Raw genomic sequence first — 22067 nt, 5'->3', positions numbered from 1 at the left:
ATGGCGGCAGGACACCTGCTTCCCCGGTGCCACACTCTTCTGTGTGGCACCGACCTTCGACGACCTCCTCCGCCGTGCCCGTGCCCTCCCGCGAGGCGGCCGGCGTGCGATCCTCGGCATCGCGGGCAGCCCGGGCGCGGGAAAGTCCACGCTCGCCGGGAGGCTGGTGCGGGAGCTGAACGGCCCCGGGGAGCCGTGGGCCGTACATGTCCCGATGGACGGCTTCCATCTCGCCGACGCCGAACTGGACCGTCTCGGCCGCCGGGACCGCAAGGGCGCCCCGGACACCTTCGACGCGGCCGGATACGCGGCACTGCTGCGGCGGCTGCGCGAGGAGGCGTACGACGATGTCGTGTACGCCCCCGGCTTCGAGCGGGTGCTGGAGCAGCCGGTCGCGGGCGCGCTCCCGGTACCGCCGGCGGCCCGGCTGGTGGTGACGGAGGGCAACTACCTGCTGCTGGACACCGGTGCCTGGGCGCGGGTCCGGCCGCAGCTCGACGAGGTGTGGTTCTGCGTCCTGGACGAGGAGGAGCGGTCGCGGCGGCTGATCGCCCGGCACGAGGAGTTCGGCAAGAGCCACGAGGAGGCGGTGGCGTGGGCCGGGCGCAGCGACCGGCGCAACGCCGAACTGGTCGCAGCGACGCGGGACAGGGCCGATCTGGTGGTCCACCCGCCGGAACCGGCTGGACGGGGTACGGCCCGGTGACGCAGGCTCTCGTCCCGTGATCAGAGAAGCCACCGTCGACGATGTCCCCGAGATCCGCGCGATGATCCGCGAACTCGCCGCCTACGAGAAGGCCGCCGAGCAGGCCCGCGCCACGGAGGAGCAGTTGCGCGCGGCCCTGTTCGGCGAGCATCCCGCCGCGTCCGTCCTGGTCGCCGAGGACGACGGCACCGGCGGCATCGCGGGGTTCGCGTTGTGGTTCCCGCGCTTCTCGACCTGGACCGGCACGCGCGGGATGCATCTGGAGGACCTCTACGTCCGCCCCGGCACTCGCGGTGCCGGACACGGGAAGGCCCTGCTGGCCGCCCTCGCGGCGATCTGCCGGGAGAACGGTTTCGAGCGCTTCGAGTGGGTGGTGCTGGACTGGAACGAACCGGCGATCGCGTTCTACAGGTCGCTCGGCGCGGAGCTGTTGGAGGAGTGGACGGTGTGCCGGCTGACCGGTGCCCCGCTGGAGGAACTCGCCATGCGGGCCCCGGCCGTGGTGACCTCCGACCGGCCGAGCTGATCGGGAGCAGCCGTCCGGTCGACGACGTCGGTCACTCGATCACGGTCCACCGGCGCCGACCCGCGCCGTCAGCCGGGCGTCGGCTGCCCCGCGCGCTGGAAGGCGTCCGCGCTCACGTGCGGCATGACGCTGCTCGCCACGCGGTAGCGGCCGTTGGGGACCTCGGAGGACCGGCGGACGTGCACGGCGAGCGGGCCCGCCCATTCGTAGCCGTGGCGCGCCGCGTGCCGGGCCAGCCGGTCGGTGAGAGCCTGTCCCACGCGACTGCCGCGGCGGGTCAGTTCCTCGTGCACGGGTTCGGCGAGTTCCACGTCGTAGGCGTTGGGGACCATCACCCGGCCCGCCCGGCACACCACGGCGTGGCTGTCGCACTCGCGCCGCAGGGCGTCGACGAGTTCGACCGGCTCCCGGCCGAACAGCCGCGCCCACAGCGCTTCCCATCGGTTTTCCAGGGCGTCTTCCAGTGCGCTCAGGGCGCTCATGCTTTCACCTGCTTGAAACGTGGTCGAGGGCGGGGGACGGTGGGTGGTCCAGGGGGTGTCGTCTGGATCAGGCCGGCTTCGGGCGACGGCGCCTCACAGCCGAGCCGGGCGGGGTCCGGTGCGTGCGGACGCGAGGCGGAGGAGGGAGTCGACGCGGGGCGTCGAGGACCGACGGCAACGCCGCGGAGGTGCGTGCCGGACCCCGCCCGGCTCGGCAAGATCCAGACGACATCTCCTAGCGCTCCTGGAAGTCGTCGGGCTCTATCTCGGCCTCCTCCAGTGCCTCGCGCATCGTGCGGCCGGTGCCGCCCCGGGTGCGCGCCTCGTTGTCGTCCTGCCGCTCGACGACGTCATCGGTGTCCCGGGTCTTCGGCCGGTTCTCCTCGGGGACGGTCATGTCCGGTGGCTCCTGGTGTGTCATGGGGTTTCCGCTTCACTGTGCCGTCGGGTTCCCACGGGAGGCGCGGATATCCCCGGTGGAGCGGTCCGGTGTGCTCCGGTGGGCAGCCTGGTCACCACGGTGGGTGGGCTATGTTGAACCCTCGTGGGAGACGAAGGAGGCGCCCCGGTGCGATCGCCGCAACAGGCACGCGCACAGGCATCCGCGATCACCTCGGGGAAGGCGGGACAGGACCCGGAGGTGTCCCCGACGGCCCAGCTCCGCACGTTGTTCGACCGGCCCCGGCTCTCCCCCGGCCAGCGGCGCATCGCCCAGTACCTGATCGAGCACATCGCCGAGGCGGCGTTCCTGTCGATCACGGATCTCGCGGACCGGGCCGGGGTGAGCCAGCCCTCGGTGACCCGGTTCGCCTCGGCGGTCGGCTTCAGCGGTTACCCCGCGCTGCGGGAGAAGCTCCAGTCGATCACGCTGGGCGCCCGCTCCGGCGGTCCCGCCGAGGAGATCCGGGGCAACGAGCTGCAGGCGGCGGTGGACGCCGAGATCGAGAACCTGGAGAACCTGCGGCGGGACTTCGCCGACGCCGACCGGTTCATCGAGGTCGGCCGCCGGCTGTCCGCCTCCGCCCCGCTCACCGTCCTCGGCCTGCGCATCTCCGTCTCCCTGGCCGAGTACTTCGCCTACGCCGCCCGCCGTGTCCACCCGGACGTACGGCTCGTGACGCTGGGCGGCAGCGTGGCCTACGACGCGCTGCTGCAGTCGCGGGAAGCGGGCGGCACCTGGGTGCTGGCGTTCTCCATGCCGCGGCACGCCCAGGAGACCCTGACCGCGGTGCGGGTCGCCCGCAGCGCCGGGCTGAAGGTCGCGCTGATCACCGACCTGGCGCTGGGCCCGATCGTGGACGAGGCCGACGTCACCTTCGCCACCGGCACCGGGTCACGGCTGGTGTTCGACTCCTACGCCGCTCCGGGCGTGATGTGCGCGGCGCTGCTGCAGGCCATGACGGACGCGGACCCGGAGCGGACGCAGGCCCGGCTCGACGAGTACGAGCACGTCGCCGACGAACATCATTTCTTCCTCAGGGACTGACCCCGCCGGAGTCACCCCACGGGAAACGTCCCCATCAAAGCGCGCATGAATGTTTTCATACGTCTTGCAAACCAGATGGCATATATAAATACTGCTCACGGATCACGCCCGGCCGCTCAGCACCGGGCGCCTGCACGAACACCCGAAGTCACCGGCTCCTACCCGCTCCGGCGGCCGGGGTGTTCGGCCGGGCCTCCCCTGCCCGGCCACTCGTGGCGGCCCCGGTCGTCCCCTGGGCCGGGGCCGCCCCACTCCGTCGTCCACCCACGCGACGCCGTACACCCGGAAGCGATGATCATGCCCTTGACGACCACGCGACTCGGTCCCGACTGGCCCTGCCAGGTCAAGACCCCCGGCAGCTACGACTGGGAGCGCTCGGCGGTCAAGTGGCTGCGCGAGCTGGTGCCCGCGCGCTACGCGAGCTACCCGGCGTTCGTCCGGCACCCCGTCCTGCTGGCCCGGCACGCCCAGATCCAGGTCGAGCACGAGATCCGGGTGGCCCGCACCGCCCTGCAGACCGCCCGGGCCGACCTGCCCCGGGCCGGACTGCACGAGGGGGTCATCGAGCACACGATCAAGCTCTACGCGGCCGAGGTCACGCAGCTCCAGCACATCGCCCGCAGTGTGCGGGCGGTCGCCCAGGCCCTGGCCGGGCCCGGCCGCTGACCGCGGTCCCCACCGGGTGCGCACGTCACGCCCCCCTGGTCCGGGCCGTCCGCGGATTCCGGGCGAACGAGCCGGTCAACGAACCGGGAGAGGTGTGCGATGCTCATCGCGTGATGAGGGAGCCCATTGTCCCGGTGGAGCCCGGAGCCGCACCCGACCTGGTGGAACTGGCCAAGGTCGTCGCCCGGCAGCGGGCCGAGATGGACCGGCTGCGCGAACAGGCCGTGACATCGACCGTCGTGGAGCGGGCCAAGGGCGTGGTGATGGCGCTGAGCGGCTGCTCCGCCGACGCCGCCGGCGAGACCCTGCTCCAGCGCGCCAAGGCGGCCCGCCGCACCCTGCTGGAGGAGTGCTGGATCACCCTGGGGGAACTGGTGCCCGCCCGGTCCGGCGAGCCGCCCGCACGGCCGGTCGAGGACACCGGGGACGCGACGGCCGGCCTGCCCGAGGCCGACCCGCCGGCGGCGCCCCCGGCTCCCGACGACGTCGCCGACGCCCTGAGCCGCCTCGCCCGGGTCCTCGTGCACACCGGCACACCCCAGGAACTGGCCCGGTGCCTGCTGGAACACCTCGGGCAGGACCTGGCCGCGGACTCGGTCATGATCTACGCCCGGCGCTCCGGCGGTGGCCTCGAACTGCTCGGGCACTCCGGGGTCGACGAACAGCTGGCCGCCCGGTGGCGTCAGGTGCCCCCCTTCAGCGGGATCGCCGTGCTGGACGCGCTCGAAGCCGGTGAACCTCTCTGGCTGGAGGACTTCGCCGAGGACAGCACGCGGTACCTGCTGATCGGCGACCCGCCCGGGCGATGGCGGTCCCGCGCCTGGCTGCCGCTGCCCGGCGGGGACGGCCCCGAGGTCTGCGTCGGTGTGCTGCGCGGGCGCTCCGGCCCCTTCACCCCGCGCGACCGCGCCCATCTGCGCGGGGTGGTCCGGCTCTGCGCCGGCCGGATGCGTACGTTCACCACCCCGTCCGAGCCCGTGGCCGCCCCGCTCCCGGACGCCGTACGGGCGCTCTTCGCGGCGCTGCCGGTCGCGGCCATGATGCTGACCCCGCTGCGCGGTCCGTCCGGAGGGATCGAGGACTTCCGGATCGACGCCGTGACGGCCCGGACGGCCGACGTCCTGGGCGGCACCGGAGGCGATCCGGCCGGACGGCGGCTGCGGGAGGTGCGGCCCGACCTGGCGGACACCCCGGTGTGGCAGGGCTGCCTGGACACCTTGGCCCACGGAGGAACGTACGAGAGCGAGCCGTTCGCCCATCAGGAGGTCGTGGACGGCGTCACCGAGCTGGCCACGTACTCCGTACGGGTGACCCGGCCGGCGGACGCGCTGGTCGTCACCTGGGTCCGGCACGCCTCCTCCGACCGGCAGGAGCAGCGGCTCGCCGACCTGCAGCGGCTGGGCAACCTCGGCTGGGCCAACTGGAACCTGGCCAGGTCCGAGGCGTCCTGGTCGTCACAGGTCTTCGCGATCCTCGGCCGGGACCCCGCGGACGGGCCCGTCCGGCTCGTCGGCCTCCCCGCACTCGCGGTGCCCGAGGACCGGTCCGCGCTGAGCCACGCCGTCGACGCCCTGGCCCACGAGGCGCTGCCGTTGGACATCCAGTTCCGGGTCCGCGGCACACACGGCGTCCGGCATCTGCGGCTCGTCGCCGAGGCGGTGGCCGACCTGCACGGCACGCCCGTCGAGGTGCACGGCTTCGTGCAGGACCTGACCGCGCGGCGGCGGGCCGAGCTCGCCCTGGTGGAGACCGAGCGGGCCATCCTCACCCAGCACGACGTGCTCCAGGCCGAACGGACCCTGGTCGCCCGGCTGCAGAACGCCCTGCTGCCGCTGCCCGAACGGGAGGTGAACCTGGCCGGACTGCGCGTCGAGGTCGCCTACCTTCCCGCCCAGGCCGGCATACACGTCGGCGGCGACTGGTTCAGTGCCATCGAACTGCCCGACGGCGACGCCCTGTTCGTCGTCGGCGATGTCGCCGGGCACGGGATCGGCGCCGTGGCCACCATGGCCCAGCTGCGGTTCACCGCCAAGGGCATGGTCATCACCGGGTCCTCGCTGACCGGTGCGCTCGCCCGGCTCAACACCCTGCTGCTGCACTCCCGGGACAGCCACGGCACCGCGACCATGGTGCTCGCCCGTTACCGGCCGGCGCAGCGGCGCCTGGTCTGGGCGCAGGCGGGACACACCCCGCCCCTGCTGCTGCGCGACGGCGAGGTGACGTATCTGCGCCGGCCCAGTGGCATGCTGCTCGGCGGAGCCACCGCGCCGCGTTTCGAGGAGGCCGAGTGCCGTCTCGAACCGGGCGACCGGGTGCTGCTGTACACCGACGGTCTGGTGGAGCGGCCCCCGGAGAACATCGACGTGGGCCTCGGGCGTCTCGCCGAGGCCGTGGCGGCCCACCCCGGCGACGAGACCGGGTCCCTGGGAACGCTGCTGGAGGCGATGCTGGAGGACGAGCGCCGCGACGACGTGTGCGTGCTGGACATCCGGGTGCCGAAGGAGCCGTAGCCACCGGGTCAGGTGCCCGACCGGCCGGTGCGGGACTCCAGCGCGAGGCGGGTGTCGTCACCGTAGACGCCGGTCTCGTCGCCCTGGATGCCGTACCAGAGCTGGAAGCGGGCGACGGCGGCGGAGAGGGTGGCGTCGTAGCGGCCGTCGGCGGTGCCGGACCGGTAGACGTCCGGGATGCGCAGCAGCCGCTCCTGGAGTTCGGTCACCTCGGGGCCCGAGTCGCCCTCGTGGAGGAATCCCCGCCCGGTGGGGGCGGCAGGCGGGGCCGGGGTGGAGGGGGCGGTCGTGGACGGACGCGGGTCCGGTGCCGCGCGGGTTTCGGCGCCGTGTTCCGCGAGCAGGAGCGCGCCGCCGAAGCCCGCCACCGCGGCGGCGGCCACGGCGAGTGCCAGGGCCGTACGGCGGATCCCGGAGGTGTGCCGGGCCGCGGGTACGGGCGGGAGCTCCTGTGTCCGGTCCTCGGACCCGTGCGGCGGCCGGGGCAGCGGAACCGACTCGTACCCGCCCCGCTCCTCCCGCTCGAACTCCCGGAACAGCTCCGCGAGCGCGTCGGTGCGGCGCGGGCGCAGGACGCGGACGGGTTCGAGGGGCGGTCCGTCGTGCGGCCGTCCCGGCCCGGGCGGTGTCGTCACGTCGCTCTCCTTCCGTGCCGCGCGGGGAGTCGATCCGCCTGCGCACAGAGATACGTGGCGAGGGGCCCGCGGGTTCAGGCGTCGTGGAGGAAGCGGCGCAGGGATGCCGTCATGGCGGACACGAACGCCTCCCGGCCGGTGTCGTCGAGGGCGTCGAGGGACAGATAGGGATTGAGGTCCTCCAGTTCGACCAGCAGCAGTTCGCCGCCCGGTGCGCGGCAGGCGTCGACGCGCTGGATGCCGTGGTCGAGGGTGTTCCAGTCGATGAAGCCCCGGGCGAATTCCAGGTCGTCCCGGGTGGGTTCGTACCGCTCCAGCTGCCAGCGGTGCTCGGTGTGCGGGGCGTGCAGGGCGTACTGGAAGTCGTGGTCGACGAAGTAGAAGGAGACCTCGTAGGCGAAGTCGACGTGCGGCTGCGCCAGGACGTCCCCGTCGAGGAGGCCGGCCACCTCGTCCGCGGGGACGACGCGCAGGCCCATGGAGTCGGCGCCGAACCTGGGCTTGACCACGTACCGCTGCGTCCCGGGCAGCCGGTGCAGGTCCTCCGGCCGGTCGACGGTGGGGATCACCGGGCGGCCGGCGGCGGTCAGGTCGAGCAGGTACTGCTTGCCGGCCATGTCGCCCCTGCCGGTGAGCGGGTTGTAGACCGGTGTGCCGGTCGCGGCGGCACGCTCGCGGAAGGCGTCGTAGGCGTCCTGGTACGCCAGCACGGGACCGCTGTTGCGGACCACGACGGCGTCGAAGCCGTCCATCAGGGCGACGGTGTCCCGCGGATGGCACAGGGCGAGGTCGACGTGCTCACGCAGCCGGGAGGTGAGGAAGACGTCCTCGTCGCAGTAGCGGCGCCCGCGGGCCGGGTAGGCCAGGTCGGTGACGTACAGGACGCGGGGGCGGGCGGGCGGCATACGGGCTCCTCGGGGCGGCGGTGGCTCGATCATAGGAACGACCTGCGGGAAGGGGCCACGGCGGTACCGGGTTCCGTGTATGGAGTGCACTGAGTGCCATCAGTGGTTTCCCGGTGCTACGTTCCGTGCATGAGCTCCAGCAGTGCGGCTCCCGGCCGCGGGGACAGGGCCGAGAAGCCGCCGATGCGGGACGCCCTGGTCGCGGCGGCGTTCCGGCTGTTCCTGGAGCGGGGCTACGAGCAGACCACGGTCGACGACATCGTGGCGCTCGCCGGGGTCGGACGGCGGTCCTTCTTCCGCTACTTCCCGTCCAAGGAGGACGTGGTCTTCCCCGACCACGAGCGGTGCCTCGCCGACATGACGGCCTTCCTGGCGGCGGGCTCCGACGACGAACCGGTGCGCAGGGTCTGCGACGCGGCCCGGCTGGTGCTGCTGATGTACGCCGAGAACCCGGCGTTCTCCGTGCAGCGCTACCGGCTCACCAGGAGCGTGCCCGGACTGCGGGCGTACGAGTTGTCCGTGGTCTGGCGGTACGAGCGGGCGTTGGCCGGATACCTGCGGACGCGCTTCGCCGGTCTGCGGGACGGCATCCTCCGCGCCGATGTGATCGCGGCGGCGGTGGTCGCGGCGCACAACAACGCGCTGCGCTCCTGGCTGCGTTCGGACGGGGAGGGGGACGCGGAGACCGCGGTGGACCACGCGCTGGGGCATGTGCGGTCCGCGTTCGGCGCCGGGCCCGTCGCCACGGCGGGCGAGGGGCCCGAGGACGGGTGGTGGTCGTCTCGCGGCGCGGGGCGCCGCTGTGGCGGGTGGTGCAGGAACTGGAGACCGCGCTCGGACGCGGGTGAGGGGGTGGGCCGCTCACTCCGAATTGAGGGTACGGAGTGCCTTTACGGGTGGCACTGAGTGCCATACTCTGTGGCTGTGCACGGTGGCAGGGCGCACCGGCACGCGCGTGCCGGGTGACCGCGCACGCGGGATTCCGGCCGAGTGCAGGGAGTTGACCAGCGTGTACCACCTCTCAGGAAGCGTCGCTCAGCAGGCAGCCGGCTCCGCGACGGGCGTCCTCGACCCCCAGGACAGGGACCGGGCGGAGGCCATGCTCTTCCAGCGCTGCACCTGGTGCGGCACCGCCATGTACCACCGGCTGCTCTGCCCGGTCTGCCAGGGCAGCGAGCTGCGCACGGAGCGCAGCGAGGGCGCCGGTACGATCCGCCATTCCACGGTGCTGCACCGCAACACCCCGGCGGCCCGCAATGTGTCCCTGATCGAGATGGCCGAGGGGTTCGTGGTGCGCGGCCGGGTCATGGGGCCGCCCATCGGCATCCACAGCGGCGACCGGGTACGGCTGTCGACGGCCAAGGACCCGGTGCGCGGCGAGCCGGTCTTCCAGCTGGTGGACGAGCCGTTCCGGGCCTGGACCTGACGGGCTCCCGGGTACGGCCCGGCGCGCCCCTCAGAGGGTGAAGCGGATGCCGACCGTGCCGTTCGGGCCCCGGCGGAGGCGGCTGCCCAGGAGGGTCAGCCGGCCCACGAGGCCGTACTTGCGGGCGATCAGCCTCCGGTAGCGGGCGGTGGTGGCCGGGTCGCAGATCTCCGCCGTGGCGGGGAGCTGGTCACCGGTCGGGTTGCCGCGTACGTCGCAGGGGCCGACGAGGACGTCGCCACGGGCGCGGATCCGCTTCACCTTCCACGAGTCGGCGACGGTCCACGCCCCGAGCGCGTCACCGTCCCGCACCACCCACACCGGCGTGGCGACGGGCGTGCCGTTCTTGCGGTAGCTGGTGACCAACAGGTACTTCCCCGCCCCGAGCCGGTCCCGCGACGCATCATCCATGCGGGGAAGTCTAGGCCTCCGGGCGGCGTGCGACGAAGACGAACTCCCGGCCCGGACGGTCGGGGGCGTCCCGTACCTCCTCCACCGCGAAGCCGTGCCCGGCCAGGTCCGCCTCGACCTCCTCCCGCTCGCGGAAGCGCAGCGTCGAGTCCGACGTCAGCACCGCCCCGTCCGCGGCGAACACGTAGGTGGTGCGGAACGTCACCAGCGGGCCGTCCACCGCGGTCACCTGATGCCGGCTCTCGACCGTGCCGACGCCGGGTACGTCCGCCCTGCGGTACGACTCCTCCCGGGTCCACCGCTCCCAGGCCCGCCGGGCCGGATCGCGGGTCTCGAACACCAGACGCCCCCCGGGCCGCAGTGCCGCGTGGGCGCCCCGCAGGGTGCCGTGCCAGGCGCCGGGATCGGCGACGGCCTGGGCGGCGTTGGCCGTCATGGTCGCCAGATCGACCTCGAGCGGCGGCAGCGCCGTCGCGTCGCCCTCGATCCAGCGGACCCGTGTGCCGCCCGGTTTCCCCCGGGCCACGTCGAGGGACGCCCCGGCGGGGTCGACGCCGACGACCTCGATCCCCCGGTCGGCCAGGAGCAGGGCGAACACCCCTGTTCCGCAGCCGATGTCCAGCACCCGTCGGGCGCCGAACTCCTCCGCCACGGCGAGGTACGCGTCGAGATCGCCCCGGTCGGGGTCGAGCGGGTCGTAGACCGCGGCGAGCCGCGGGTGGCCGTAGCACTCGTCAGCCACGGGCACCGCCCGCGCGCTCCACGACGGCCGCCATCCGCCGCACCGCCTCCCCGGGCACCTCGGGCGAGGCGGCGAGGTTCAGCCGGGCGTGGCCGGCCCCTCCCGTGCCGGAGGGCAGGCCGGAGTCGAGGGCCGCGCGGCCGTGCCGGAGGAAGGTCTGGGCGGGAGAGCCGGTGTCGCCGGGTTCCATCGCCCCGGTGACGGCGCGGACGATCGGTTCGGCCAGGGGTACGTCCATCCCGGCCGCCCACAGGGGCAGCACGTCCTCGGGGCAGGTGCGCCCTTTCATGCCGGTGCGACGGCGCAGGCGGTCCAGGCCGAGGGCGTGCGGCGGATTCGGTTCACCGGACGTCTCGTGCGGGATCCTGGTCATGGGCCCACGATAGGCGGCCGTGATGCGCGTGGGCGTCGGGACGACGGGGCGTCGGCCGCCTTCCGCCGGACGGGATCACGCCCGGGCTGAACGCGCCGGGCCGCGGACCCGTATGGGAAGAGGGCCTTCGACTCAGGGGAGGTCCTCGCGGTGTGCGCACCGCGCCGCTGAGGTTCGGGAGCCACGCATGAGGCACGCACGACGACGGGTCGTCCGGCGAGTGACACGGCTGGCGGCCGTCGGCGGACTCCTCCTGGGGGCCACGATGGTCACCCAAGCCGTCGCCAGTGAGCCCCGCGCGCCCGACGCGGTTCCGTTCGCCACCGCCGAGGAGACGGCGGCCGGACCGGGCGCCGGCCTGGTGTCGAAGCTCGGCACGTCCCGTACGGCGGGCAGCTGGATCGCCGCCGACGGCAAGGCGGTGGTCGCGGTCACCGACGAGGAGGCGGCGGCCGAGGTGCGCGAGGCCGGCGCCGAGCCGAAGATGGTGCGGCACAGCATGGACGACCTCAAGTCCGCGGCCCGAACACTGGGTTCGGCGCCGCGCGTGCCCGGGACGGCGTGGGCCGTGGACTACCGGACCAACGAGGTGGTGGTCCGGGGCGACCGCACGGTGTCGGCGGACGACTGGTCCGAGCTGACCGAAGTGGCGGACGGCATCGGCGGTTTCGTCCGCATGGAGCGGAGCGAGGGCACCTTCACCACCCGTCTCAACGGGGCGCGGCCCATCCTGTCGACGGCCGGCCGCTGCTCGGCGGGCTTCAACGTGACCGACGGGGAGCGGGACTTCATCCTCACGGCCGGGCACTGCGGGCCCGACGGGTCGGTGTGGTTCGCCGACAACCAGGCCAGGCAGGAGGTCGGGACGACGGTCGGCGGCAGCTTCCCCGGGGACGACTACTCGCTGATCGAGTACGCCGGCGGCCGGGCCGGTGAGGGCGCCGGCGTGGTGGCCGTCGGCGACGGCAAGGGCGTACGCATCACGGGGGTGGCGGATCCGGCGGTGGGCCAGCGGGTGTTCCGCAGCGGCAGCACCAGCGGGCTGCGGGACGGCGAGGTGACCGCGCTCAACGCGACGGTGAACTATCCCGAGGGCACGGTCAGCGGTCTCATCGAGTCCGATGTGTGCGCCGAACCCGGGGACAGTGGTGGTCCGATGTTCTCCGAGGGCATCGCGCTCGGTGTCACGTCGGGCGGCAGCGGTGACTGCCGGACGGGCGGTACGACGTACTTCCAGCCGGTGACGAAGGCGCTGGCGCAGCTCGGCGTACGGCTCATCGTGGCGCCCGGGGCCGACGGCGGTGCGGCGGCGCCCTCCCCCGCTCCGTCGGACGCGCGGGGCGCGGCGGCTCCGGACGCCGCCTCGCCGGGGTCGTCGACTCCGGTGCGGGGCATCGTCCCGGACGCGTCGACACTGCTGTCCCGGCTGGCCGACCCGCGCAACGTCGGTCCCGGGCTGCTGGTGATCGCGGGCAGTCTGGTCACTCTGGTGGCGTCGCGCTGGATACGGGCGGAGCAGGACCGCAAGGCGTACCGGCGTCACTACTCGGCGACGTGGGGCTGAGCGGGCGGCGGGGCCAGGCCGTCGGCCGGCGGTGAGCAGCACGGCCGCCGGGGCGGCTCCCGGCAGCCCGGCGGTCTGCCGCCGGGTGATGTGTTCGTGCGGGACGGCGAGACCGAGGACGACCGGGAGCGCGGGGTCGAGGGAGGCGAGGACCACCGCGACGGCGAGCATCTGCCGCCGGGCGGCCGGCAGGTGGAGGATGAGGCCGAGGGCGGCGCCCGCCCCGGCCAGCAGGGCCTGGGCGCGCGGTCGCACGGGCAGTCGCAGGAGACCGGAGCGGCGGGGGGGGCGCCGGACGGGGCGCCCCGGAGGAGGTCGGAGCCGGCGAGGGCGCCTGCGGGCAGGAGGAGAGCGGCGCCTGTGGCGGGCAGCAGGCCGCCGAGCCGGCCGAGGAAGGTGACGGCGGCACGCGGGACGCGGCGGGACAGCAGCCCGCCGGCGAAGTCGACGACGCCGCGGCAGAGGGCCGAGGTCAGTGCGAGGAGGGCACCCATTCGGTGACGGGTGCCCTGTGGACAGGATGACTGTCCGGGACCGTGCGGCAGCCGCTCAGGCGGCCCTGGCCGGCTGCGGGAAGGCCGAGGCCCATTCCTGGACCAGGCGCTGGTACTCCTCGCGCTGTTCGACGCTGAGTGTCCCGCCCGACCGGAGCCACAGGGCCCGGATCTCCTCGTTGACCTCGGCAGCCGATCGCTCGGAGGAGGGTTCAACACTGGTGGACATGCCGTGAAGCATACGGCGCCGGACGTGAAGGCGCTGTGAGCAATCGCACGCTTATCGGACATTCCGGGCAGTGTCGCTGATCACGCCATCTGCCAGGGAACGTGGGCGAGTTCACATCCGGATCCCATGGGCGCGCCCGGGGTGCGAGGCGCCCGGCAGACCGGGCGCCCGCGGCGATCAGGTGCCCGGCTTGCGGCCGTACACGTAGACGTCGTCGCCGTTCTTCAGCAGCGACCAGTACTTCTTGGCGGCGGTCTTCGTCATGTTGACGCAGCCGTGGGAGCCGGGCGGGTTCCACATGCTGACGCCGACCGAGTGGAAGGCCTGGCCGCCGTCGAAGAACTGGCTGTAGGGCATCGGCACGTCGTAGATGGTCGAGACGTGGTCGATGTTGCGCCAGTAGATCTTCTTCAGGCCGGTGCGGGTCTCGTACCCGTTGCGTCCCGTGCGGACCGGGACGGGGCCGTGGACGAGCTTCTTGCCGTCCTGGATCCAGCTGAGCTGGAGCGTGAGGTCCACACAGGCGATACGGCCCTTGTTCGTGGGGCACTTACCCGACTTGTTCGGGTTCTTTCCGACGGCCTTCTGCTTGTTCATCAGGTCCATCACGCCCCAGGTCACGGGGCCGGCGTACCCGACGTTCGGTGTGATGCCGTGCTTGGTCTGGAAGGCGCGGATGGCCTTGCAGTCGGCGGAGGACTGCTTCCCGTCGACCGGACGGCCGAGGAACTTCTCCACCTTCTTCTGGTACGGGCCCGCCGAGGTGGTGCAGCTCGCGGCCTGCGCCGGTGTCGCGCCGAGCGCGAGTGTGAGCGGGGCCACCAGCGAGGTGACCCCGAGAGCGACGGCACTCCGTCTACGTATGTCCCCCATGGTCCGTTTTGCCTTTCCGCAGAAGTGAGCGCATGGCCTGCGCACTCTGCCAGGTAGACGACCCAACAGGAAAATCGGTTGTACGGACGGACCGGTACGTGACCGAGCGGTGACATCCGGGCAGCAGGGCCGAAAATGATCGACTACTGCGGCGCGGCCTCGCCCAGCGCCTGCCGGAACCCCGAGTTGACCGCCGTGATGCCGCCGTCGACGACGAGGGTGGTGCCGGTGATCCATGCCGCGTCGCGGGAGGCGAGGAAGGCGACGGCGGCCGCGATGTCCTCGGGCTCGCCGACCCGGCCCAGCGGATAGAGGCGCCGGGCCGCTTCGAGCTCCGCGTCCCGGCCCGCCCAGGCGCGGGTGCGGACGGTTCCCGGTGCGACGAGGTTGACCCGGACCCCGCGGGGCGCCGCGTGCCCGGCGAGGGTGCGGGTGAGGGAGATCAGGCCCGCCTTGGCCGCGCTGTAGGCGTGGTTGCCGAAGTCCTGGAGGCCGTTGACGGAACCGACGCTCACGATGGCGCCCCGGCCGGAGGCGGCGAGGTGCGGCAGCGCGGCGCGACAGCAGCGGTACGCGCCGGTGAGGGTGACGTCGAGGTCCGTGGCCCACTCGTCGCCCGGCTCGTCCTCGAAGCGGGACGCGTCCGGCGTGCAGTGGGCGGCGTTGTTCACCAGGACGTCGAGCGAGCCGAAGGCGTCCACGGCGTGTGCGACGGCCGCCTCGACCGAGGCCCGGTCGGTCACGTCACAGGCGAAGGACTCGGCGCCGGGCCCCCGCTCCCGCAGCGCCGACGCCGTCCGCTCCGCCTCGTCGGGGTCCACGTCGGCCACCAGGACCCGCGCCCCCTCCTCGGCGAACCGCGCGGCGGTGGCCGCACCGATGCCGCGTGCCGCCCCCGTGATGAGAACCCCGTGCCCGGCGAAGCGCCGTGTGTCCGTCGTCATGGGGTGAAGGTAGCCGCCGGGGCGATCACGGCGGCAGGGGGCGGACGGGGTCAGCGGTAACCGGTCACGTCCGCCGGCTTGCCCGCGTCCTGGACCTCGACGAGATAGCGCCAGGCGTCCGGGCGGCTGCCGTCGAGGTCGGTGAAGCCGTACTCCCGGGCGAGGCCGCCGCTGGAGAGGGAGGTGCCGTTGAAGCGGGCCGGGTCCGGGTCGGCGGCGAGGGCGGCGACGGCCCGGCCGACGTAGCGCGGGGTCTCCGAGATCGCGAAGTGGGGGACGTCGTCGAGAGCGTCGCGCCAGTTGTCCTCGCGTACGCCGAAGTGGTCGAGCATGATCTCCGAGCGCAGCCAGCCCGGGGTGAGGGCCACAGCCGTGGCGCCGCGCGGGCCGAGTTCGTGGCCGAGGGCGAACGCCATGCGCAGGACGGAGGACTTGGCGAGGTCGTAGAAGAAGGAGACGCGGTAGTGGTCGCGGTTGTAGTCGGCGGTGCCGTCGGTGACCTCGACGACCAGTCCGCCGGGGTGGCGCAGCAGCAGTGGCAGCGCGTGGTGGCTGGTGATCGCGTGTGTCTCGACCGCGAGGCGGAGCAGGCGCAGGCCCTTGTCCAGGTCGTGCTCCCAGACGGGCGCGTCCCAGTCGAAGAGCGTCTCGCCGCCCCAGATGTCGTTGACGAGGACGTCCAGGCGGCCCTGTTCGCCGGCGATGCGGTCGACCAGTGCCTTCACCTGCCCCGGTTCCAGATGGTCGGTCGGCACCGCGATGCCCCGGCCACCCGCCCCGGTCACCAGGTCGGCGGTGTCCTCGATGGTCTCGGGGCGGTCGTACTCGGAGCGGCGGGCTCGGGTGGTGCGGCCCGTGACGTACACGGTCGCGCCCGCCGCCCCCAGTTCCACGGCGATGCCCCGTCCGGCTCCCCGGGTCGCCCCGGCCACCAGCGCGACCCCGCCCTTCAGCTGCTCCGACATGTACGGCCTCCCGTCACCCGTTCTCCGCTGTCGCTTCGAGGGTGACGGGTAAGCCGGACATCTTCTGTCACCTTTTCGCGCCGGTCACCCGGGCGGGCCTCATCAGTGGCCCCGGGCGATCCATTCCTCCAGGTGCGGGGCCTCCGCGCCGATCGTGGTCGGGTCGCCGTGGCCGGTGAGGACCTCGGTTTCGGGCGGGAGGGTGAGCAGCCGGTCCCGGATCGAGTCGATGATCGTCGGGAAGTGGGAGAAGGAGCGGCCGGTGGCGCCCGGACCGCCCTGGAAGAGGGTGTCGCCGGTGAACACGGCCGCCAGCCCCGGGTCGTACAGGCAGACCGCGCCGGGCGCGTGTCCCGGGGTGTGCAGCACGGTGAGGTCGGCGCCGGCGGCCTCGATCACCTGGCCGTCGACCAGCCAGGAGTCGGGGTCGCGGTCCGGGTGGGTCCGCTTCCACAGCTGCAGGTCGTCGGGGTGCAGCCAGATGGTGGCACCGGTGCGCTCGGCGAGGGCGGGCGCGGCGTCGATGTGGTCGTTGTGGGCGTGGGTGCACACGATGGCGGTGAGGCGCCGGTCCCCCACCGCCTCGGCGATCGCGTCGGCGTCGTGGGCGGCGTCGATGACGATCACCTCGTGGTCGTCGCCGACGATCCACACGTTGTTGTCGACGTCCCAGGTGCCGCCGTCGAGGCTGAACTGCCCGGAGGTGACGAGTCGTTCGATGCGGGCAGCCATCACAGCACCACCACCGAACGCAGCACGTCGCCCTGGTGCATCCGCTCGAACGCCTTCTCCACCTCGTCCAGTCGGATGGTCTCGGTGACGAACGCGCCCAGGTCCAGGCGGCCCTGGAGATGCAGGTCGATCAGCATCGGGAAGTCCCGGGAGGGCAGACAGTCGCCGTACCAGGAGGACTTCAGGGAGCCGCCGCGGCCGAAGACGTCGAGCAGCGGCAGTTCGAGCTTCATCTCCGGGGTGGGTACACCGACCAGGACGACCGTGCCGGCCAGGTCACGGGCGTAGAAGGCCTGCCGGTACGTCTCGGGGCGGCCGACGGCCTCGATGACGACGTCGGCGCCGAAGCCGCCGGTGAGTCCGCGGATCGCCTCCACGGGATCGGTCTCGCGCGAGTTGACGGTGTGCGTGGCGCCCATGGAGCGCGCGGTGTCGAGCTTGCGGTCGTCGATGTCGACGGCGATGATCCTCGCCGCTCCGGCCAGCCGGGACCCGGCGATCGCCGCGTCCCCGACGCCTCCGCAGCCGATGACGGCGACCGAGTCGCCCCGGCCGACGTTGCCGGTGTTGATCGCGGCGCCGATGCCGGCCATCACCCCGCAGCCGAGCAGCCCGGCGACCTGCGCGGAGACGGCGGGGTCGACCTTGGTGCACTGTCCGGCGGCGACGAGGGTCTTCTCGGCGAAGGCTCCGATGCCCAGGGCCGGTGAGAGCTCCTGACCGGTGGAGGCGAGGGTCATCCTCTGCTCCGCGTTGTGGGTGTCGAAGCAGTACCAGGGGCGTCCGCGCAGACAGGCGCGGCACTTCCCGCACACCGCACGCCAGTTGAGGATCACGAAGTCACCGGGCGCGACGTCGGTGACGCCGTCGCCGACCGACTCGACCACGCCCGCGGCCTCGTGACCGAGCAGGAAGGGGAAGTCGTCGCTGATCCCGCCCTGCTTGTAGTGCAGATCGGTGTGACACACCCCGCAGGCCTGGACCCGGACGACCGCTTCGCCGGGGCCGGGATCGGGCACGACGATCGTCTCGATCCGCACCGGCTCGTCCTTGCCGGGTGCGATCACGCCGCGTACTTCCTGCGCCATGCTGCTGACTCCTTCGTCGGCCGGTGTCCGTCCCCCCGACCCTACGCGGGAACGATCGCTCACGCCGCCCGCCGCCCGCCGTGCGGCGGGTCCGCCCCCGCGACGTAGCCTGAACCTCCATCCGACGCCATGGGGGGCGACGTGAACATCGCAGCAGAGGAATCCGGTCCGCCCGCCTGGCGGCTGCTTCTCGGATATGTACGGCCGCACCGGTGGGCCCTGCTGGGCGGCGCCGTGCTGTCCCTGATGACCGGGGCGACGGGGCTGATGCTGCCGCTGGTGGCCCGGGACCTGATCGACGACCTCTCGGACGACCGGACGATCACCGGCGCGCTGCTGCTGATGTCGGCGCTCGTGGTCGCCAACGCCGTACTGGGGGCGCTGGGTTCGTATGTGCTGCGGCGCACCGCCGAGTCGGTGGTGCTCGGGGCGCGGCGCTCGCTGTCGTCGTATCTGCTGCGGTTGCGGATCACGGCCGTCGACCGCAGTGAGCCGGGCGATCTGATGGCCCGCATCACCTCCGACACCACCCTGCTGCGCGAGGTGACCACGGACTCGCTGGTGGGTCTCGGCACGGGCGGACTGACGCTGATCGCGACCGTGGCGCTGATGGGTTTCGTGGACCCGGTGCTGCTGGGTGTCACCCTGGGGGTGATCGCGCTCGCGGGCACGGTGCTGGGTGTGATCGTGCCGCACATCAACCGGGCCTCCCGGCAGGCGCAGGACGCGGTCGGTGTGATGGGTGCCTCGCTGGAGCGGGTGCTCGGCGCGCTGCGCACGGTCAAGGCGTCCGGTGCCGAGCCGCGGGAGGAACGTACGCTGCACGAGGCCGCTCAGGAGTCGTGGCGGCAGAGCGTGCGCGCCGCCAAGTGGTCGGCCGCGGCGGGCAACACGGCCGGGCTCGCGATGCAGATCGCGTTCATCACGGTGCTCGCGGTGGGCGGCGCGCGGGTGGCGACCGACGCCATCGACATCGGGACGCTGGTGGCGTTCCTGCTGTTCGTGTTCTATCTGATGTCGCCGATCCAGCAGGTCGTCGGCGCGCTCACGCAGTACCAGACGGGCAGCGCCGCCCTCGCCCGGATCCAGGAGGCGCTGCGGCTGCCCGCCGAACCGGCCGCCGGGCCCGTGCGGTTGCCCGACACCGGCACGCCGCCCGCCGCGCTCGCCTTCGAGGACGTCCGCTTCCGGTACGACGACGACCTGCCGTACGTCCACCACGGGGTGACGTTCACCGTGCCCGCCCGGGGCATGACCGCGTTCGTCGGTCCCTCCGGCGCGGGCAAGACCACCGTCTTCTCCCTCATCGAGCGGTTCTACGACCCCGACTCCGGGGTGATCACGCTCGACGGCCGTGATCTGGCCGACTGGGAGCTGTCGCGACTGCGGGCCGCGATCGGGTACGTCGAGCAGGACGCGCCGGTGCTGTCGGGCTCCCTGCGGGACAACCTGTTGCTGGGCAACCCCGAGGCGGACGACGGCACCCTGACGCGGGTGCTGAAGACGACCCGGCTCGACGGTCTGGTGGCCAAGCTGCCGAACGGGCTCGACACCCTCGTCGGGCATCGCGGCACCAGGCTGTCCGGCGGTGAGCGGCAGCGGGTCGCCATAGCCCGCGCCCTGCTGCGCCGCCCCCGGCTGCTGCTGCTCGACGAGGCCACCTCGCAGCTCGACGCGGTGAACGAGGCGGCGCTGCGGGACACCGTCGCCGATGTGGCGCGTACGACGACCGTCCTGGTCGTCGCGCACCGGCTGTCCACGGTGACGACGGCCGACCGGATCGTGGTGATGGACGCGGGCCGGGTACGGGCCGTCGGCACGCACCGGGAGCTGGTGACCGCCGATCCGCTGTACGCGGAGCTGGCGGCCACGCAGTTCCTCGCGACGGCCGAGTGAGCGGCGCGGGCCGGCGTGGTGCCTGGCTTGCCGTGCCCGGCGGGCCGGAGGACGCTCGTAGGAGAGGCCGTCCCGGCCCGCCGGAGGTCAGGGCCGCGGCCCCTCGGAGGAGGTAGGTCATCATGACAACCGCGGCACACCCCGTCTTCGGCACCGACACGCTGCGCCGGGGCATCGAGGCGGACACGTCGGCGAACCTGGTGTCGCTCTACGCGGACGACGCGGAACTGCGCATCGTGGACCGCAACACCCAGCCCAGCCACCCCAAGGTCCTGCACGGCCGGGACGAGATCGCCGCCGTGCTGGACGACGTCTACAGCCGCGACATGACGCACACGCTCGAGGCGTGCGTCGTCCAGGGCGATCACGCGGCCTACTGCGAGAGCTGTCGGTACCCGGACGGGGTGCGGGTGCTGTCGGAGTCGATGCTCACGCTGCGGGACGGCAGGATCACCGGACAGGTGATGATCCAGGCCTGGGACGAGTAGGAACGGCGGTACGGAGGTGGTCAGCGCATCCAGGCGCTGTACTGCATGACATCGCCCGCCCGCACACCGTACTCGGGCTGATCGGTGGTGAACGTCTCCTCCAGGCCGAGGACGGCGCCGGTGGACGGGTCCAGGATCAGCATGTGGCGGACGCCGGAGCCGTCGTCGTACACATAGGTTTGGCCCGACCGGCCCAGCCGGTCCGTCACCCCGCCCGCGGGCCGCAGCCCGTCGGCGTCCGCCAGCAGCCGGGCGAGCGCCGCGGACTCGCGGGCGCCGAGCGTCCAGTGGTCGAGCAATTGCACGGTGGCGTCGAGGAGTTCGGGCGTCGTCCGGATCCCGCCGTGCACCGTCTCGGCGAGGTAGGCGCGCAGCCTGCCGGTGTCGTGCGGCGGGCGCGCGGCGGGCGGGGCGTCGCTCCAGCTCGGCGGGAAGGTCCCCCGGCTGATCACCTGTCCGTCGTCGACGAGGCGCGGCTCGCCGTCCTCGTCGGTGAGGACGGGCCGGCCCGGGTGCCGGGGGTCGGTGGCCACGACGAGTTCGGTGTGCCGGCCGTCCGCCGTCCAGCGCACGATGCGCTCCTCGGGCAGGGTGAGCGGCGGCTCTCCGTCACTCATGCCCAGGCTCCAGGACTGCACGTGCGTGCCCTGGCGCAGCGCCGGGGTGCCGTCGGCCGCGGCGGTCGCGGCCCGCTCGGCGAGCCGGTCCAGGGGGACGGGCGTGGAGTCGGCCAGAACGGCCAGCGGGCGGGGCGCGGCGATCGCGGGAGTGGCGGCGGGCCCGCCGAGCAGCAGCACGGAGGTGAGCGCGGCGACGACCGCGACGGCCGCGAGGGCCCAGGCCGGCCGGAAGCGGCCCCCGAGCCGCAGCGGGGTACGCCGTCCGGTGCGCCGGTCGTCCATCAGCCGGCCGAGTCGGCGCTCCGCGCGGTGGTCGAGGGGGCCGTCGCCGAAGTGGGGGCCGTCGTCCGGCACCGGGTTGGCGCGGCGCAGCAGGTCGAGTTCGTCAGTCATGGCCGTGGTCCTTGGAGGCGTGCGCGTCGGCGAGTGCGGGGCACAGTCGGTCGATCTCGGCTCTCAGCCGCCGGCGGGCGCGGTGCAGCCGCATGGTGGCGGCCCGCCGGCCGCAGCCGAGGGCGACGGCGACCTCGTCGATGCCGAGCTCCTCCCAGGCGGTCAGCCGCAGCACCTCCCGGTCACCCGGGGAGAGCCGGGCCAGCGCCTCGTGCACCCAGTCGCCCGGCGCCTCGGTGCCGGGGCCGGCCACGAAGTGCCGGCGGTGGGCGGTGTGGTCGTTGCCGAGCCGGTCGACGAGCCGTCGGCGGCGCCCCTGGCCGCGCACCGCGTTGGCCAGACAGTTGCGTGCCACGCCGTACAGCCAGGGCAGCGGGGAGGCCGGCAGGTCCGCCCGGCGCCGCCAGGCGACCGTGAACACCTCCGCCACCACTTCCTCCACCTCGCTCGTACGCCCGTCCAGTCGCCGCGCGACATAGCGGCTGACCGCCCAGTAGTGCTCGCGATAGGCAGCGGCGAAGATCTCGTCGTCGCTCATGTCCCGTTCGTGTCCGGCATCCCCACGATCGTCACGGCCGGGTGCCGTGATCCATGTCGCATCCTCCGAGTGTGACCGGCGGGCGGGGCGCGGACACAGGCGGGTCGTGAAAAGCATCGACGGACTCAGGGGCCGCAAGGGCCTCGCGTGGCTGACGACCACGGACCACAAGACGATCGGCACGCTGTACCTGGTGACGTCGTTCGTGTTCTTCTGCATCGGTGGCGTGATGGCGCTGGTGATGCGTGCCGAGCTGGCCCGGCCGGGCCTGCAGATCGTGTCGAACGAGCAGTTCAACCAGGCGTTCACGATGCACGGCACGATCATGCTGCTGATGTTCGCGACGCCGCTGTTCGCCGGTTTCGCGAACTGGAT

At 73.1% G+C, this 22067-nt stretch carries 24 protein-coding genes and 2 pseudogenes; 11 read left to right on the top strand and 15 right to left on the bottom strand.

The genetic code is table 11. The features are described from left to right. Nucleotides 1–43 precede the first annotated feature (43 nt). Together ACH4VX_RS26810 and ACH4VX_RS26805 are read left to right on the top strand one after the other, a co-directional pair. The gene (locus ACH4VX_RS26810; RefSeq protein WP_398370768.1) at nt 44–706 is read left to right on the top strand and encodes a nucleoside/nucleotide kinase family protein; all 663 of its coding nucleotides are present in this window, start codon (nt 44–46) and stop codon (nt 704–706) included. A gap of 16 nt (nt 707–722) precedes the next feature. Next, on the top strand, nt 723–1232 hold the full coding sequence (locus ACH4VX_RS26805; protein WP_398370767.1) for a GNAT family N-acetyltransferase: 510 nt from the start codon (nt 723–725) through the stop codon (nt 1230–1232). Between the two features lie 68 nt (nt 1233–1300). Here ACH4VX_RS26805 and ACH4VX_RS26800 read toward each other — a convergent pair whose 3' ends face one another. After that, nucleotides 1301–1714 carry a DUF3662 domain-containing protein gene (locus tag ACH4VX_RS26800; RefSeq protein ID WP_398370765.1) on the bottom strand — a complete coding sequence of 138 codons (414 nt, stop codon included), beginning with the start codon at nt 1712–1714 and terminating at the stop codon, nt 1301–1303. Between the two features lie 235 nt (nt 1715–1949). Beyond that, the gene (locus tag ACH4VX_RS26795; protein WP_398370764.1) at nt 1950–2111 is read right to left on the bottom strand and encodes a hypothetical protein; all 162 of its coding nucleotides are present in this window, start codon (nt 2109–2111) and stop codon (nt 1950–1952) included. Between the two features lie 171 nt (nt 2112–2282). On the opposite strand from ACH4VX_RS26795, the gene ACH4VX_RS26790 reads away from it, so the two are divergent. The 3 genes from ACH4VX_RS26790 (at nt 2283) to ACH4VX_RS26780 (ending at nt 6376) form a co-directional block, all read left to right on the top strand. Beyond that, on the top strand, nt 2283–3200 hold the full coding sequence (locus tag ACH4VX_RS26790) for a MurR/RpiR family transcriptional regulator (protein WP_398370762.1): 918 nt from the start codon (nt 2283–2285) through the stop codon (nt 3198–3200). 291 nt (nt 3201–3491) lie between these two features. Further along, nucleotides 3492–3866, top strand: coding sequence for a hypothetical protein (locus tag ACH4VX_RS26785; protein ID WP_398370761.1), 375 nt, complete (start codon nt 3492–3494; stop codon nt 3864–3866). A gap of 113 nt (nt 3867–3979) precedes the next feature. Further along, a complete protein-coding gene (locus ACH4VX_RS26780; RefSeq protein ID WP_398370759.1) occupies nt 3980–6376 on the top strand; it encodes a SpoIIE family protein phosphatase in 2397 nt (798 codons plus the stop codon). 8 nt (nt 6377–6384) lie between these two features. On the opposite strand, the gene ACH4VX_RS26775 is transcribed toward ACH4VX_RS26780, so the two are convergent. Then, nucleotides 6385–7011, bottom strand: coding sequence for a peptidoglycan-binding protein (locus ACH4VX_RS26775; RefSeq protein ID WP_398370758.1), 627 nt, complete (start codon nt 7009–7011; stop codon nt 6385–6387). Between the two features lie 74 nt (nt 7012–7085). Further along, nucleotides 7086–7916, bottom strand: coding sequence for a hypothetical protein (locus ACH4VX_RS26770; protein ID WP_398370756.1), 831 nt, complete (start codon nt 7914–7916; stop codon nt 7086–7088). A 129-nt stretch (nt 7917–8045) separates the two neighbouring features. On the opposite strand from ACH4VX_RS26770, the pseudogene ACH4VX_RS26765 reads away from it, so the two are divergent. Beyond that, nucleotides 8046–8764 (top strand): annotated as a pseudogene (locus tag ACH4VX_RS26765) (TetR family transcriptional regulator). A 161-nt stretch (nt 8765–8925) separates the two neighbouring features. Then, nucleotides 8926–9342 (top strand): Zn-ribbon domain-containing OB-fold protein, encoded by a 417-nt coding sequence (locus tag ACH4VX_RS26760; protein ID WP_398370754.1) that lies wholly within the window; start codon nt 8926–8928, stop codon nt 9340–9342. Between the two features lie 30 nt (nt 9343–9372). Here the strand turns inward: ACH4VX_RS26760 and ACH4VX_RS26755 are convergent, their stop codons facing one another. The 3 genes and pseudogenes from ACH4VX_RS26755 to ACH4VX_RS26745 all read right to left on the bottom strand — a co-directional run. Continuing rightward, complete coding sequence (locus ACH4VX_RS26755; protein WP_398370753.1) at nt 9373–9753, bottom strand: PPOX class F420-dependent oxidoreductase; 381 nt, start codon at nt 9751–9753, stop codon at nt 9373–9375. Nucleotides 9754–9763: 10 nt separating this feature from the next. Continuing rightward, nucleotides 9764–10495 carry a class I SAM-dependent methyltransferase gene (locus tag ACH4VX_RS26750; protein ID WP_398371002.1) on the bottom strand — a complete coding sequence of 244 codons (732 nt, stop codon included), beginning with the start codon at nt 10493–10495 and terminating at the stop codon, nt 9764–9766. Between the two features lie 154 nt (nt 10496–10649). Continuing rightward, a pseudogene (locus ACH4VX_RS26745) lies at nt 10650–10868 on the bottom strand (pyridoxal phosphate-dependent aminotransferase); the annotation flags it as partial. A 187-nt stretch (nt 10869–11055) separates the two neighbouring features. Here ACH4VX_RS26745 and ACH4VX_RS26740 point away from each other — a divergent pair. After that, nucleotides 11056–12432: a S1 family peptidase gene (locus ACH4VX_RS26740; RefSeq protein WP_398370751.1), complete on the top strand. Its 1377-nt coding sequence runs from the start codon at nt 11056–11058 to the stop codon at nt 12430–12432. A 549-nt stretch (nt 12433–12981) separates the two neighbouring features. On the opposite strand, the gene ACH4VX_RS26735 is transcribed toward ACH4VX_RS26740, so the two are convergent. The 6 genes from ACH4VX_RS26735 to ACH4VX_RS26710 form a co-directional block, all read right to left on the bottom strand. After that, nucleotides 12982–13167: a hypothetical protein gene (locus tag ACH4VX_RS26735; protein ID WP_398370749.1), complete on the bottom strand. Its 186-nt coding sequence runs from the start codon at nt 13165–13167 to the stop codon at nt 12982–12984. Between the two features lie 165 nt (nt 13168–13332). Continuing rightward, nucleotides 13333–14028: a L,D-transpeptidase family protein gene (locus ACH4VX_RS26730; protein WP_398370747.1), complete on the bottom strand. Its 696-nt coding sequence runs from the start codon at nt 14026–14028 to the stop codon at nt 13333–13335. A gap of 143 nt (nt 14029–14171) precedes the next feature. Continuing rightward, on the bottom strand, nt 14172–14972 hold the full coding sequence (locus ACH4VX_RS26725; RefSeq protein WP_398370746.1) for an SDR family NAD(P)-dependent oxidoreductase: 801 nt from the start codon (nt 14970–14972) through the stop codon (nt 14172–14174). 50 nt (nt 14973–15022) lie between these two features. Continuing rightward, nucleotides 15023–15937: an SDR family oxidoreductase gene (locus ACH4VX_RS26720; protein ID WP_398370744.1), complete on the bottom strand. Its 915-nt coding sequence runs from the start codon at nt 15935–15937 to the stop codon at nt 15023–15025. Nucleotides 15938–16039: 102 nt separating this feature from the next. Next, nucleotides 16040–16669, bottom strand: coding sequence for an MBL fold metallo-hydrolase (locus ACH4VX_RS26715; protein WP_398370742.1), 630 nt, complete (start codon nt 16667–16669; stop codon nt 16040–16042). Beyond that, complete coding sequence (locus tag ACH4VX_RS26710) at nt 16669–17757, bottom strand: S-(hydroxymethyl)mycothiol dehydrogenase (RefSeq protein ID WP_398370740.1); 1089 nt, start codon at nt 17755–17757, stop codon at nt 16669–16671. The genes ACH4VX_RS26715 and ACH4VX_RS26710 overlap by 1 nt, the downstream gene beginning before the upstream one ends. A gap of 141 nt (nt 17758–17898) precedes the next feature. On the opposite strand from ACH4VX_RS26710, the gene ACH4VX_RS26705 reads away from it, so the two are divergent. Both ACH4VX_RS26705 and ACH4VX_RS26700 read left to right on the top strand, forming a co-directional pair. Continuing rightward, complete coding sequence (locus tag ACH4VX_RS26705) at nt 17899–19653, top strand: ABC transporter ATP-binding protein (protein WP_398370739.1); 1755 nt, start codon at nt 17899–17901, stop codon at nt 19651–19653. Nucleotides 19654–19775: 122 nt separating this feature from the next. Next, entirely contained in the window at nt 19776–20141 is a 366-nt protein-coding gene (locus ACH4VX_RS26700; protein ID WP_398370737.1) for a nuclear transport factor 2 family protein, read from the top strand. Nucleotides 20142–20161: 20 nt separating this feature from the next. Here ACH4VX_RS26700 and ACH4VX_RS26695 read toward each other — a convergent pair whose 3' ends face one another. Next, a complete protein-coding gene (locus tag ACH4VX_RS26695) occupies nt 20162–21154 on the bottom strand; it encodes a CU044_5270 family protein (RefSeq protein ID WP_398370735.1) in 993 nt (330 codons plus the stop codon). Beyond that, nucleotides 21147–21692, bottom strand: coding sequence for an RNA polymerase sigma factor (locus ACH4VX_RS26690; protein ID WP_398370733.1), 546 nt, complete (start codon nt 21690–21692; stop codon nt 21147–21149). Before ACH4VX_RS26690 ends, ACH4VX_RS26695 begins: the two co-directional genes overlap by 8 nt. 106 nt (nt 21693–21798) lie before the next feature. On the opposite strand from ACH4VX_RS26690, the gene ACH4VX_RS26685 reads away from it, so the two are divergent. Next, on the top strand, nt 21799–22067 hold a 269-nt coding region (locus ACH4VX_RS26685), incomplete at its 3' end, for a cbb3-type cytochrome c oxidase subunit I (RefSeq protein ID WP_398370731.1).

This window comes from Streptomyces sp. NPDC020731 (genome assembly GCF_044334705.1).
Classification (GTDB): domain Bacteria; phylum Actinomycetota; class Actinomycetes; order Streptomycetales; family Streptomycetaceae; genus Streptomyces.
This window is presented reverse-complemented; position numbering and strand designations above follow the sequence as displayed.

What these genes read in the sequence shown, in the direction of transcription:
- ACH4VX_RS26700 (WP_398370737.1), top strand. Translation starts at nt 19,776, where the DNA reads ATGACAACCGCGGCACACCCCGTCTTCGGCACCGACACGCTGCGCCGG.
- ACH4VX_RS26735 (WP_398370749.1), bottom strand. Translation starts at nt 13,167, where the DNA reads ATGCTTCACGGCATGTCCACCAGTGTTGAACCCTCCTCCGAGCGATCG.
- ACH4VX_RS26725 (WP_398370746.1), bottom strand. Translation starts at nt 14,972, where the DNA reads ATGACGACGGACACACGGCGCTTCGCCGGGCACGGGGTTCTCATCACG.
- ACH4VX_RS26690 (WP_398370733.1), bottom strand. Translation starts at nt 21,692, where the DNA reads ATGAGCGACGACGAGATCTTCGCCGCTGCCTATCGCGAGCACTACTGG.
- ACH4VX_RS26800 (WP_398370765.1), bottom strand. Translation starts at nt 1,714, where the DNA reads ATGAGCGCCCTGAGCGCACTGGAAGACGCCCTGGAAAACCGATGGGAA.
- ACH4VX_RS26715 (WP_398370742.1), bottom strand. Translation starts at nt 16,669, where the DNA reads ATGGCTGCCCGCATCGAACGACTCGTCACCTCCGGGCAGTTCAGCCTC.
- ACH4VX_RS26770 (WP_398370756.1), bottom strand. Translation starts at nt 7,916, where the DNA reads ATGCCGCCCGCCCGCCCCCGCGTCCTGTACGTCACCGACCTGGCCTAC.
- ACH4VX_RS26795 (WP_398370764.1), bottom strand. Translation starts at nt 2,111, where the DNA reads ATGACCGTCCCCGAGGAGAACCGGCCGAAGACCCGGGACACCGATGAC.
- ACH4VX_RS26755 (WP_398370753.1), bottom strand. Translation starts at nt 9,753, where the DNA reads ATGGATGATGCGTCGCGGGACCGGCTCGGGGCGGGGAAGTACCTGTTG.
- ACH4VX_RS26730 (WP_398370747.1), bottom strand. Translation starts at nt 14,028, where the DNA reads ATGGGGGACATACGTAGACGGAGTGCCGTCGCTCTCGGGGTCACCTCG.
- ACH4VX_RS26710 (WP_398370740.1), bottom strand. Translation starts at nt 17,757, where the DNA reads ATGGCGCAGGAAGTACGCGGCGTGATCGCACCCGGCAAGGACGAGCCG.
- ACH4VX_RS26695 (WP_398370735.1), bottom strand. Translation starts at nt 21,154, where the DNA reads ATGACTGACGAACTCGACCTGCTGCGCCGCGCCAACCCGGTGCCGGAC.
- ACH4VX_RS26780 (WP_398370759.1), top strand. Translation starts at nt 3,980, where the DNA reads ATGAGGGAGCCCATTGTCCCGGTGGAGCCCGGAGCCGCACCCGACCTG.
- ACH4VX_RS26720 (WP_398370744.1), bottom strand. Translation starts at nt 15,937, where the DNA reads ATGTCGGAGCAGCTGAAGGGCGGGGTCGCGCTGGTGGCCGGGGCGACC.
- ACH4VX_RS26740 (WP_398370751.1), top strand. Translation starts at nt 11,056, where the DNA reads ATGAGGCACGCACGACGACGGGTCGTCCGGCGAGTGACACGGCTGGCG.
- ACH4VX_RS26785 (WP_398370761.1), top strand. Translation starts at nt 3,492, where the DNA reads ATGATCATGCCCTTGACGACCACGCGACTCGGTCCCGACTGGCCCTGC.